This window comes from Parcubacteria group bacterium, assembly GCA_016204045.1.
Lineage (GTDB): Bacteria > Patescibacteriota > Minisyncoccia > Phycocordibacterales > UBA2135 > JACQLQ01.
In genome coordinates this window covers 128,481-140,952 of sequence record JACQLQ010000001.1, presented here as the reverse complement: position 1 = coordinate 140,952, position 12,472 = coordinate 128,481, and the positions used below count along the sequence as shown (strand labels likewise).

Sequence of the window (12,472 nt, the reverse complement as noted above, 5' to 3'; positions counted from 1 at the left end):
TACCTAGAAGACTAGTTATCAAACAAATCTGTAATGTAGCCCTGGAATTCAACCTCCTCATTCACCCCCCATGTCACACGGGACAACACCTCTCGTGTGCCAGTGTCTGTATAGTGTGGGTCGGGAGCGTTGCAAGCGACAATGTCATCATCAGCGTTTTTCCGACACACGGCCGCAAAAACAACAGTGCGAGTAAAAAGATTGTTTATTAAGCCCGGATTAGAGAGTGAGAGTGACCAGGCCGATGTTGAGGTAGCAAACGTTGGATAATAAACCGTTCCGTTAATAAGCGGGGTAATAACAAGGGACCATCCTGCCCCGCGCAATACCCGCACCGCTTCAAAGCCTTCTTCTGCGAGGAACTCCGCTTGCGTCCTTTGCAAAACCTCTTCCACTGCCCTGTACGAAAGTTGGGTTGCTGTAACGAGCGCGATGAGCGAAGCTGAGATGATGGCCGATGAAATGACAATCTCCAACAGACCAAACCCTTGTTTAGTCTTTGGTCTATAGCGTATGGTTTTTAGTAAATGTTGAACGAACATGTTCGGTTGTGGCTCCTATGCGCCAGTAATTCATTGTATTCCAGCAACTCCGGATTGTTGTATCTCGACGATGCGTGTTTTTGAAACGTCACTTTTGAGTCGTATGATAACGGTACCTGTCTTATTTGCCTCTCCGGTTAATACTTCAAATAGAACGTCTGAACCCCCTCCGGTTAGTGTTACGGTAGAAATCTCAACCGTTTGCGGTAGGGTTGTACTCTCATTCTCTGGAGCCCCCTCCACATACGACACGCCGCGAAAGAGTGTCACTCTGTTTGTCGCAAAGTGAATACCGTATTGCGAACGATCGTTCGAAAACCGGGTGCGAGATCGCGCATCTTCAAGCATCGCAATTGTTGTATCTGCTGCTCCACTGAGATCAATTGCTTTCTTAAATCCTGATAGCGTCGTGACACCAAATGTGCCGAGCAGCCCGAAGATGCTTAGAGCAACAAGTATTTCGAGTAAGGTAATTCCTCTCATGGTATTTAGATACCGCCTAAGACTGAATAGAGAGGAGTTATCATGGAAAAAGCAAAGAAGCCGACAGCGACTCCGATGACGACCATCAAAACTGGCTCAATGATTGTCGAAAGATTTTTTGTCGCCTGCTCAACTTCGTCTTCATAAAACGTCGCGGCCTTAAGGAGCATCCCTGAAAGAGCGCCTGTCTCCTCCCCGACGGCAGTCATCTCCGCAATGAGGACCGGGTACACATCTTCGTGTTCAATGAATACTTTTGAAAGCGTCTCGCCTTTTTGGATGCGCTCTTTTGCTTCGCGCATTACCTCTTTATATTCTCGATTTTGGAGCACCTCTTCTGTAATCGTGATGGCCTCAACCATATTGACCCCGGAAGCAAGTAGCGAAGAGAGTGTCCTGGCAGTACGGGCAGAGTTTATGTTTTTAATGATTTCCCCAATAACTGGGATTCTCATGGAGAATTCGGCCAATTTTGCACGCCCCACACGTGATCGGAGCGCAAAGAATATTGCGAGCCCTACAATAAAGAGAAGTGTGAATGAAAGGAGGGGCATTTCTGAAAAAAAATCACTCACTATGATGATGAATTGCGTACTCGCGGGCAGATCAACGTTCAAATCTTTGAATGTCGCTGCTAGCGAGGGCACTACATACGTAAGCATCAAAACACCGACAATAACCATCGCGATAACAATGATAGCCGGATACACAAGCGCGCCGCGAATACGTCTTTGTAAGATATAGACACGCTCAAGGTGCTCACCGACGATTGCAAGCGAGGGCGACAACTTACCACTCTCCTCGCCCGCCTTCACCATAGCGACGAAGAGTGGTGAAAAAACATCAGGAAATGCGCGGAGAGCTCCATGGAAAGAGGAGCCCTTCGCGATATCTCCTTCAAGAGAACTTGTAACATTCCTCAGTGTTTCGTTCCGTGTTTGACGCTTTAAGATACTAAGTGCACGCGAAAGTGGTAGCCCCGCCTCAATCATCGACGAGAGATTGCGCGCAAAGAGTATCTTGTCGCGAAGATGAATGCTTCCCAAGAAGCTCTCTATGCGCGTAAAAAGGTTTTCCTCATCATCGTGAAGTGGCTCCACGGTGATTACCGTTTTCCCGCCCTCATGTAGTGAGCGAGCCAATGCAAAACGATCAGCGGCTTCAGCTTCGCCCTGCGTGATTTCGCCCTCTCTGGTTTGTGCCTTGTATGTAAAACGCATAGTACTACTCAGAAATAACGCGCAACACCTCTTCTATGGTAGTGATCCCCCCAGCCGCTTTAAAAAGCCCGTCTTCGATCATGGTGAGCATTCCCTCTTTTCGTGCCTGTGCTTCAATCTCATCTGTACTCGCTCCTCGCATAATGAGCTCTTTAATAGACGGGGTCACTTTCAACACCTCGTGTATGCCCTTGCGACTCCGATACCCCTCTTTACAATCTGCTGTTTCTTTGGGGCGATAAAAAGGTACTGTCTCCCACTCTGCTTCAGCTGGAACAACATGCTCTTCTTTGAGCACTGACAGGACTTTGTCTAGATCCGCTTTTTCTGCAAGATTCTTGATTTCTTCTTTTGTGAGAAAATATTTCTCTTTGTCAGGGCAGAGTTGACGCACAAGACGTTGCGCTATGATGACATCGACGGTTGAGGTGAGGAGGAAGGACTCGACCTGCATGTCGAGGAGCCGGGGAATAGCCCCTGCGGCAGAATTAGTGTGCAGTGTCGATAATACGAGGTGCCCCGTTAGTGAGGCGTTAATAGCGAGCCCCGCCGTTTCTCTATCCCGGATCTCACCGACCATAATAATGTCTGGGTCTTGGCGGACAAGCGAGCGCAGTCCGTTTGCAAACATAAACCCTATTTCCGGTCTGACCTGGGTCTGGTTGATGCGTGGTAGTTGGTATTCAATAGGGTCCTCAATAGTGGAGATGTTGACTTTCGGGGTATTCAAAATTTCGAGAGCTGTGTAGAGTGTTGTCGTCTTGCCCGACCCCGTCGGTCCCGTTGCCAAAATCATACCTGTGGTCTTGCGCAACGCTTTGTGAATACGCTCGAGACCCTCGCCATGAAAACCCAGTTCTTCGAGGGTAAATCCCTTAATATCTTCCTTGAGTAGCCGCATAACGGCTTTCTCACCGTAAAAGGTCGGAAGTATCGAAACACGAAACGAAACTCTTTGTCCCTCTTTCTCAATCCTAAATCTCCCGTCCTGTGGCAAACGCTTCTCATCGAGTTTTAGGTCCGCGAGAACTTTGATACGGGCTATAATCCCGGACGCAGCATTTTTCGGCAACTCCATCGCATCGTGCAGAATCCCATCAATGCGGTACCGAATGAGTACGAGTTTTTCTTGGGGCTCAATATGAATATCGGAGGCATCTTGGAGAATTGCGTGGTATGTCAGGGTGTCTACAATACGGACAATAGGGATATCTTCGGCAAGTTTCTTCAACTCCCCGGCATCAGAAACATCTGGGGATGTCCCCATCTCTTCCAGAGTGCCCGCCTCTTTTTTAATGATATCGCCAAACTCGGCCTTCAGGCTCTTCTGGTATTGTAGGAGGGCTGATTTAATCGATTCTTTGTCAGTGAGGCGAGGAAGTATCTTCAAGCCAACCTTTTTCTTCACAAAGTCAATTGCTCCGAGGTCGTCGGTATCGAGCATCGCCACCTCAAGAGCATTGTCATTCTTCTTGAGCGCAATGACGTTGTGGCTTCGCGCAATCGGTTCCGGGATGAGCGAAAGTATCTCAAAAGGAATCTTTTCCCCTTGTAGAGATATGAAGGGGATACCGATGACATACGCCTGCGCACGCCGGATTTCGTCTTCCGAAAGAACTCCTCCGCGTACAAGTATTTCTGCAAGAGGAGTGTGCTTTTCCTCTGCCTCTTTCGCGGCGCGTTCCACATCATTGCGGCTTACAAGATCCGAATCAACAAGAAACTCCTTGAGTTTGTCTTGGCTCACTAGCATGCTTTAAGTATAGCAAAAAAGCGCCTTTCTCCCTTTCAAGCTGTGGAGAAGGCGCCTTTCTGTTTTAGTTGGATTTAGATCTCTTCAAATTCAGGATTGAGCCGGCAGGTGGTTTGGGCAGTTCCAGAGACATCGGGGCCATTGAAACAACGGGCGGTATACGTTTCTTGACGATCAAGGCCTGGGGTCAGGGTGGAACCAGAGGGTCCGCCTGTGTGATTGACACCAAAACCAGTGATTACACATTCGGTTGCGTTTTGCGCACTCCACGTAAGTGTGCACGCATTCCCTCGCTCGACAAAATCCGGAGATGCACTTAATGAGATAGTCGGCCTTGGGCAGTCGGTATTGGGACGCATTGGCGCGTTGCAAGAACCCGTGCAGGTGATTCGTCCAGAATAAGACATTCCACATGCATTTGGTGTCCCTGTGCAGTTCCCATTGTAGTTTGAGACACACGATGTCCCACCAGCAATTCCGCCATCACAATCTGCTGTTGCTGGGTCGCATCCACTCACGTTCGTGGTATTACCACCGTCACAGTCCTGTGTTAGAGGGTTGCATCCACCGCTACTGCCACTAGTGCCTCCTCCGGGTGTTCCGCTTGTGGCCCTACCATTGGTGTCCACGGCGTCGTCAATCCCGTCACCATCGTCGTCAGTGTCTACAGTATCGTTAATTCCATCACCATCGTCGTCGGTGTCTATAGCGTCGTTAATTCCATCACCATCGGTGTCTACGGTGTTGTTAGTCCCGTTGCCATTTGTGGTGGTGTTAGTATCATCATCGTCATCATCTGTGGTGGTAGTAGTCGTGGTAGTAGTTTCAGTACCGGTATCTGGGCATATGAGACCAAAGAATATACACGAGGGTTCGTCACCTCCTGGGGCCTCCCCCGCTTCGGGGGGCTCAACGGGTGTAATATAAACAAGATCGCCCTTAGTATTATAGCCAGAGTACACAACCGCGCGATCACCAGTTTCTGTGACGAATGACCGCGAAACAAGGTGGCAATCCTCCAAAGGACACCCATCTGTGCCTCGCCCCACTTGTGGCGCATTCCATGCAACACCCTGGGGGCTCGTTGGAGCAGCTCCCGTACCTCCTCCCTCGCCAAACCCCCTTCCTTCATCACCACCTCCACCAGTATCGCCTCCGCCGCCAAAAAGGCCAGATATTGCATCACCTATATCATCAAGAAAATCTCCTAAACAATCAAAGAAACCTTGGCATCCACCGTCTTCGTTAGTGACTATGATGACTGGCTCATCTAAAAGTGGTGGTCCCTCCGGGTCAGGCGGCGCTCCTAACTCATCTAATTGCTCATCCACATCCCCAAGAGCGGCAAAAACGTTAAAACTACTTTGATTTTCAAAAGAGAAAACCTCTAAACGCTCTTCTGGAGAGGTGGGTGCAAAGAAAAAAAGAGTGAGCACAAAACCCCAAACAGCAACATGCCCCATGTAATGCATACCTCCATACTACAGGAAATAAGGAATGGGGAGAACGTGGTGTGTGGATAATTGGATAAAAAAGTCCGCCGATCCCGAGTTGGGCCGGCGGACACAGTCATTCATCTTTTGTTGTAACGTGTTAGCTTTCAGTCGAAAAAGCGGAGATCGCGAATCGTCGCTTCAATGTACGCCTTGAAGTCGAGCGGGACATCCCCGTCGGTCGCGCGATACTCAAACGTGAAGGCGAGGATCGCGTTTTTACCGACAAAAACGTGACACCAGTCATAGAAGCGACGAACGAATTGGCCGTCGCGCGATGTTGCCTCCCACACCGCGTCAACCGTAGCACAGTAAGCGATGTGGCCAGCAATTGGAAGCTCCTGCACCGAAGGCGCGACCAACACTGTGACTGGGCCTTGGCGGCCGTTGAGGTCGGCAAATGCTTTGCTGACAAAGTCGAGCGCGAAGCTTTTGACTGTTGCAGCAGGGACCTGCCCCGTAGCGACAAGCGGACGCACGGTAATCCAAACATCCTTGTTTTTGCCGCCCCCGAGACGGTAGACACCGTGGAAGTCGGGGGCACAGATCTCACCTATGTTGTACCAGTCCGTCTGCTTGGCCACCCGTCTCGCGCCTACCATGCAGGACTCGCCCCACTCACCGGGGAGATTGTCGAACTCGAAAAGCGGCACCACAACGCCTGCTTGGATGGACTCTTCCTCGCCGACTTTGTGGAGCTTGCCGTCGAGCTCGTTACGCTCGAAGGTCATGGGAACGATATTTCCTCGCGGCGGGGGGATATCGATACTTCCTGCGCATGCGGCGAGAAGCGCCGCAGCGAAAAGCGATAGAACGATTCTCATCAACGTGCTCCTTCATTCATTGCGGTTCTAGTTTGCATGCACCAGCACGCAACACCACGCCGCAGTTTCTAAGTCAATTATAGCATACTTTCTATGGAAAATCAAGGTATTTCTTTCAAAAGACGAAAAACACGCTGTTTCCAGTGTGTTTTTCGTACTTTCCTATTTATTAAATCTGCAATCCTTTGAACCAGGATTTTAGTTCCTCATGCAAATTGCAATGCGAGACCATTGTGTGTACCCAGAGATCCCCATATCATTGGAGACTTTAGTATATCCCCCGGGACAAGAGGGAGTGCAGTTGTTTTTGGTATCAGTACATTTTGCGATCCGAAAGTCCACATCACTTGGCGAAACTCTCGTAAGCCCGACTTGATCACCATCATCAAGGCCCGAGGGACGACTGCTAATCTCTGACCAACTTATACCATCCTTGATGTTCCCCGGAACGGTGGGGTCAGATTCAGACGTGAGACCAATCTGGTCACCGTCATCAAGTCCAGAAGGGCGTCCTGAGATCTCACCCCAACTGACGCCGTCTTTCACTGATGCGGTGACGGTCGGATCGGACTCTGAAGTCACACCTGTGTTGTCGACGTTATCAGAGAAACCACCGGGCATGCTCTGGATTTCGCTCCATGAGACACCATCCTTCACGCTTGAGGTTACGGTTGGATCTGTTTCAGAGCCAATGCCGCTTGATGGCCATGAGGTTCGACAATCGCTACCAATACAAAGGCCTGTCCCCTTCACATACCCAGCAGCTTCGATCTTCTGTGTTGAGCCAGAGGGCACAACACCGACACCAACCTTTCCTGTGATATAGGAGTCACCGAAGACGGTGAGTGCGTCTACCGAGAGACCCGCGTCCTTCACTTGGTCCACAGCACCTTCGTTAATGGGAGGAGCGGTGTTGTTGTTGGGGGGTGTCGCTGTCGGCTCTGACCATGCGGCATGGACGTAGGAGATACCGACGACCAAAATGAGGGCGAGTAGGAATCCTTTAGCGAAGTGGATGATGGTGTGGGACATAGTATTGAACTATTAGCTGTTAGCGATTAGAAATTAATTTTTAAAAACTTTAACGTTACGTAGAAAACTCAGATTTCTTCAAAGCCCGGCGTAAACACATTGACCTCCACGGGGATACTCACTGTTCGGACAAGCCCCCCAGCCGCCTCTCCTCGAACAGTAATGGTGTATATTCCTTCTGAAATTGGGTTATTGAGGGTGATGGTCAAGGACGAACCGGCATTGTATTCACTTGAGGAAAGTGTGGCATCACCAAATGTGTAGGTAGCACTTTCACCATCAAGTGAACTCGGCGATGCGGAGAGTGCTACGTCACCGCTAAACCCATAGAGTGCCGTCACCCTAATTCTCGTCGGGTTGGAGGTATCACTACCGGCACCCACAAAATTAAGGACTGGGTCATTGGTGTGGGTGAGTGCAAAATCCGGTGGAAGTACATTGATAACGACGCTTTTTGAATCACTTCCTGCAAGCCCTGTACACTCAATCGTATACGTGGTTGTCTGATCAACGGGGCCAACGACTTCAGACCCTGAGAGCGCTTTAGCGCCAAGCCAATCAGCCGTACCCACGGTACCCGTACACGCATTTGCGTTTGTGGAACTCCACGTCAATGTCGCAGTATCACCGGCGGGCACCGAAAGAGGATCGCCGCTCATAGTCACTGTGGGTGGATTTGCTGCCAAAGTAACACCCCCGTAGGTGACTGGGTTCCATTTCATCCAACCCACAACATCGTCACCCCATGCATATCCACTAAAGTTGCTACCGCTTAATGTTACTCCGTAATTTGACCCGGCAAGCCTGATCCATCCATCCCAGTCATCGTTTGAAACAGACCCCGCAAGCGCTTTTGCCCAACCAGAAACTACGCCGTTTGTGAGTGTTGCCTGACAAGAAGACGCTGGACAGCCTGTTGTATCGCTCCCGCGAAAACTAATCCACCCAATGGTAGGACTCCACGCATATCCTGAAAACTGACCGTTATTTGAATCCACGGTCACTCCATAGTTCACACCTGAACATGTGCCTGTCGTGGCGCAATTAAAACTAACCCACCCGACATTGGAGCTCCACGCCCACCCATTAAGCGGGATACTGCCCGATTGAGCGTTTGTAGTATCAGCACCCCCCAAAAAGGCGACTGCGCTGATTACTAAGAGGGCAAGGATAAAGAATGAGATTGTCTTGGGCATATGATAGAGGCAGTTCTAGTGCGTAGAGTCCTACTCTTGCGCAGTGCGCTCCTTGTCCCGCGCGATGCTTTCGAGGATTGCTTGCTTGTCAGCGCGCGTAAGACCGTTGTCCTGACTCCTCTCTGAAATCGCTTGAAGAACGTGAAGTTTCTCATCTTTGGTAAAGAGCGTGCCAGTCTCGATGGGAAGAGGGACACTATCACGGATGAGTGTATACCACGCGACAACAATGAGCACGACAAGAAGGATGAGCCAAGCAACTATGTTTCTTCGTCCATCTTCATTGAGTGCGAAGGGGTGCTGCATAAAGTTGGGGATTGGGATAGGGAATAACTATAGAGAAAAGGAGATATCATTATTATATCGCAGAACGAAATATACTTAAAAACAAATGTGTGCATAACCCAACCTGTTGACAAACTGGGTTGGTATCTGGTATACTTGAAAAATACTCTATGTCCGCCCAAAAGCGGACTCATTTAATAATCATTGTTTCATTTTTATGGCCATGCTTGACTTGAAGGCGTTAAACGTTGCTCTTGACCAACTCCAGGGAGAGCGCGGTATCCCACGAGAAAAGATTATTGCGGCAATCGAAGATGCCCTTGCCGCCGCATACAAAAAAGACTACGGAAAACGTGGGCAAGTTATTCGTGCCCGTTTTGATTCCGACACGGGTTCTATAGAATTTTCACAGGTGAAGACTGTTGTGGACGAAGAACAGGTGCGCATGCCTGAAGAAGGAGAAGAAGAGATTGATGTGTTTCCGCAGACACCAGAAAGGCGCGGACGAGTGCTTGATGAAACGAAGGTTGCGGGCGAGGGTGTGGAAGCAGAAGAAGAGACAAAAATTCGCTACAATCCAGAACAGCACCTTTTCCCCGAGGAAGCGCGCAGAATGAAGAAGGACGCGGAGATCGGAGATGAGATCATCTTCCCCCTTGAGAGCAAGGACGACTACGGCCGCATCGCCGCGCAAACTGCAAAACAAGTGATTATCCAACGCATCAGAGAAGCAGAGCGAACATCTGCATTTGAAGAATACGGCAAGCGACGCGGGGAGGTTGTGAACGGGACCGTGCAACGCATTGAGCGTGGGACCATCTTTGTTGACCTGGGAAGAACAACTGGTGTTTTGCCACGAGATGAGCAAATCCCGGGTGAGTACTTCCGCCAAGGAGACCGGATCCGCGCATATCTTTACGACATCGAGGAGGGGGCACGAGAGATTACTCTCCGCCTTTCGCGGTCGCACCCTCGCTTTCTCCACAAGCTAATGGAAATTGAAGTCCCCGAAATCGCAAACGGCGCAGTGGAGATTAAGGGTATCGTTCGCGAACCAGGGAGCCGTTCCAAGGTTGCTGTCGCCTCAAATGATGAACACATAGACCCAGTCGGTTCGTGTGTCGGACAACGAGGCGTCCGCATCACCGCCGTGATGAACGAGCTCGGAGGGGAAAAGATCGATATCATCGAGTGGGCGGCCCAAGAAGAACAGTTCATCGCACGCGCGCTTTCGCCGGCAGATGTCATTGATGTAACACTAAAAAGTGAGGAGCGTCGTGCAGAAATAATGGTCTCCCCGGACCAATACTCTCTTGCGATTGGCAAGGGCGGTCAAAACGCGAGACTGGCTGCACGTCTTACGGGCTGGAGAATTGATATTAAGGAGTCGACGGGTAAACAAGAACTCAAGACGGGGGATGTAACGGTGGATGCGGAGAAAACGAAGGAGGAGTCAAAAGCTAATGAGAAAAGTGAGTAAGGTCGGAATACTATATACCAGATACTAAATACTATATACTCATTGTATGAGCAATTTGTGGCATTCAATTGAACCAGGCACACCCGATAGTCTCAATGTCATCATTGAAATCCCGAAGCTTTCGCGCATTAAATACGAACTCGACAAAGAGACGGGGTTGATTAAGTTTGACCGCGTCCTCTACTCACCAATGCACTACCCCGCAAACTACGGCTTTGTGCCGAAAACATTGTGGGATGATGGCGATCCTCTTGATGTATTGGTAATGACGCACGAAGAGATTATTCCTGGTGCATTGGTTGAGGTGCGCCCGATAGGCGTGCTCCCCATGGTTGACGGCGGAGAAGACGACGCAAAAGTGTTGAGCGTACCAGCGAAAGACCCTCGTTTCAAAGAAACGGTTGATCTCAAAGACCTTGAGCAACACCTTCTTGCTGAAATCAAACATTTCTTTACTGTCTACAAGGATCTCCAGGGAAAAGAAGTGAAAGTAGGAGAGTGGCAAGACAAAACTGCCGCCAAGAAAGTGGTTGAAAGAGCAATTGCCCTCTATAAAGACAAGTTTCCTGCATAGAGAGAAAACGAAATAGCTACCAAATTCAATCCCCAGTCGCCTGAAACGACTGGGGATTGAATTTGGTAGAGCTCCGCGATACACTTATGCTATCCATTATTGGTAACCTATTTAACTAACTTAGTATCTATGCGACCAACACAAAGTATCATCGCGACCATGGCCCTCCTTGTGCTTCTCTCCCCACTTACAACTGAGGCACAAGAGCGTGGCACCGACAATGCAGCAATCGCCGCCCCAACAGAAACTCGAGAAGTAAGCGTTCGCGCCGAAGAACCAGTAGAGAAACGAGCATTTTCTCTTTTTAATCGAGTGGAGAAACCCAAGGCGGCCATTGATGCATCTCGTCAATCTGCCCAGATTGAAGGTGTTGAGGGGGTTAGGACAGAGGTGTCGGTCACGGCAGAAGAAAAACGTGCGATTCTTCTGCGTATGCAAAATGCCGCCGAAGAGAAGGCGGAGGAAACAAAAGCAAGGACAGAGCCAGTCCCAGTCCGCGCTATACCAGAGATCAAACGTGTAAACGCCGTAGAGACCAGGACCTCCGAGGTGCGCGGACCAACTCCCGTAATCCGCAGAGAAAACAAGACTGACGATGCTGCCGCCGAAACTGATCGCGTAGAAAAGCTCCGCAAAGAACAATCGGAACGAGAGAAACTCCAGAACGAACGTCGCATTGAACAAGAAAAGAAGCGAGCAGAACAAGAGGAAAAGCGTCTTGAACAAGAAAAGGAGCGTGCTGAAAAGCGTGAGCAATTACAAGAAGAACGCAGGACGGCAATTAAGGCATACTTTGAAAAAATGTTCCGCCGCTTGGACGCCGCTCTCGATCGCCTCACAATACTCGCCGACCGCGTCGAGTCTCGCGCAGAAAAACTCGCAGAGCGCGGTGTTGACGTAAGCGAGGCGCGAGAAAAACTTGGGGAAGCAAGGGATGCGATAGTAAAGGCAAGAACAATTCTGAAAACACTTCGAGAAGAAGTTCCCACTCTTGCAGAAGAGGGTTCTACCGCTCGCGAACTCTTTGGAGAACTGAAGAAAAGGATACAAGAGGAAGCCGTTGAGGCAATACAAATGGCGCACAAAGCATTGATAGAAGCCATTAGCGCCCTAAAGGCAGATGACAGAGTTGAGACAGAAGAAGAATAGGTTTTAATAACTAATCAACAATACTTTTCCATGGCAGAAGAAATGTATACTCCTCAAAGCGGTACCCCAACTCCTGTCCCGTCCTCGAGTGGAAGGCGGGGTGGAGTAGGGGCAACCATTGGCATCGTTATCGTCGTCCTTGTCCTCGTCCTTGGCGGCCTCTATTTCTGGGGAAAGAAGTTGGTGGAACAGGAATCCTTAACCCCTCCCCCAACTGAAGAAGCAATCCTCGGCGCAGTAGACCCAGTACAAGAAGCTCTTGAGAGTCAGGGTACGTCCGATGAGATAACCGCCATAGAAGCAGACTTGAGCGGAACTGAACTTGGTGGCCTAGACACAGAACTACAACAAATCGAAGCAGAGCTCGGAAATCTGTAATAGCGTCCCAAATCCAAAAGAAAACACTCGCCTAGGCGAGTGTTTTCTTTTAATTACCTTTCT

Annotated in this window: 13 protein-coding genes; 4 read left to right on the top strand and 9 right to left on the bottom strand. The window is 49.7% G+C overall.

Annotated elements, in window-relative coordinates:
- Positions 1-11: 11 nt before the first annotated feature.
- From HY455_00810 to HY455_00770, 9 genes are all read right to left on the bottom strand, one after another.
- On the bottom strand, positions 12-542 hold the full coding sequence (locus HY455_00810) for a hypothetical protein (GenBank protein ID MBI4118066.1): 531 nt from the start codon (positions 540-542) through the stop codon (positions 12-14).
- Between the two features lie 30 nt (positions 543-572).
- A complete protein-coding gene (locus tag HY455_00805) occupies positions 573-1,025 on the bottom strand; it encodes a type II secretion system protein (protein MBI4118065.1) in 453 nt (150 codons plus the stop codon).
- A gap of 5 nt (positions 1,026-1,030) precedes the next feature.
- The gene (locus HY455_00800) at positions 1,031-2,245 is read right to left on the bottom strand and encodes a type II secretion system F family protein (GenBank protein MBI4118064.1); all 1,215 of its coding nucleotides are present in this window, start codon (positions 2,243-2,245) and stop codon (positions 1,031-1,033) included.
- Between the two features lie 4 nt (positions 2,246-2,249).
- Positions 2,250-3,998 carry a type II/IV secretion system protein gene (locus tag HY455_00795; protein MBI4118063.1) on the bottom strand — a complete coding sequence of 583 codons (1,749 nt, stop codon included), beginning with the start codon at positions 3,996-3,998 and terminating at the stop codon, positions 2,250-2,252.
- Positions 3,999-4,072: 74 nt separating this feature from the next.
- Positions 4,073-5,461, bottom strand: a complete 1,389-nt coding sequence (locus HY455_00790) for a hypothetical protein (protein ID MBI4118062.1) — start codon at positions 5,459-5,461, stop codon at positions 4,073-4,075.
- Between the two features lie 137 nt (positions 5,462-5,598).
- Complete coding sequence (locus tag HY455_00785) at positions 5,599-6,315, bottom strand: hypothetical protein (GenBank protein ID MBI4118061.1); 717 nt, start codon at positions 6,313-6,315, stop codon at positions 5,599-5,601.
- A gap of 198 nt (positions 6,316-6,513) precedes the next feature.
- Entirely contained in the window at positions 6,514-7,347 is an 834-nt protein-coding gene (locus HY455_00780) for a hypothetical protein (GenBank protein ID MBI4118060.1), read from the bottom strand.
- A 68-nt stretch (positions 7,348-7,415) separates the two neighbouring features.
- Positions 7,416-8,543, bottom strand: a complete 1,128-nt coding sequence (locus HY455_00775; protein MBI4118059.1) for a hypothetical protein — start codon at positions 8,541-8,543, stop codon at positions 7,416-7,418.
- Positions 8,544-8,573: 30 nt separating this feature from the next.
- Entirely contained in the window at positions 8,574-8,849 is a 276-nt protein-coding gene (locus HY455_00770; protein MBI4118058.1) for a hypothetical protein, read from the bottom strand.
- A gap of 196 nt (positions 8,850-9,045) precedes the next feature.
- Here HY455_00770 and nusA point away from each other — a divergent pair, with 196 nt between their 5' ends.
- From nusA to HY455_00750, 4 genes are all read left to right on the top strand, one after another.
- On the top strand, positions 9,046-10,308 hold the full coding sequence (nusA, locus tag HY455_00765; GenBank protein ID MBI4118057.1) for a transcription termination/antitermination protein NusA: 1,263 nt from the start codon (positions 9,046-9,048) through the stop codon (positions 10,306-10,308).
- A 46-nt stretch (positions 10,309-10,354) separates the two neighbouring features.
- A complete protein-coding gene (locus HY455_00760; protein MBI4118056.1) occupies positions 10,355-10,882 on the top strand; it encodes an inorganic diphosphatase in 528 nt (175 codons plus the stop codon).
- A gap of 129 nt (positions 10,883-11,011) precedes the next feature.
- A complete protein-coding gene (locus HY455_00755) occupies positions 11,012-12,031 on the top strand; it encodes a hypothetical protein (GenBank protein ID MBI4118055.1) in 1,020 nt (339 codons plus the stop codon).
- A 30-nt stretch (positions 12,032-12,061) separates the two neighbouring features.
- Positions 12,062-12,409, top strand: coding sequence for a hypothetical protein (locus HY455_00750; GenBank protein ID MBI4118054.1), 348 nt, complete (start codon positions 12,062-12,064; stop codon positions 12,407-12,409).
- Positions 12,410-12,472 lie beyond the last annotated feature (63 nt).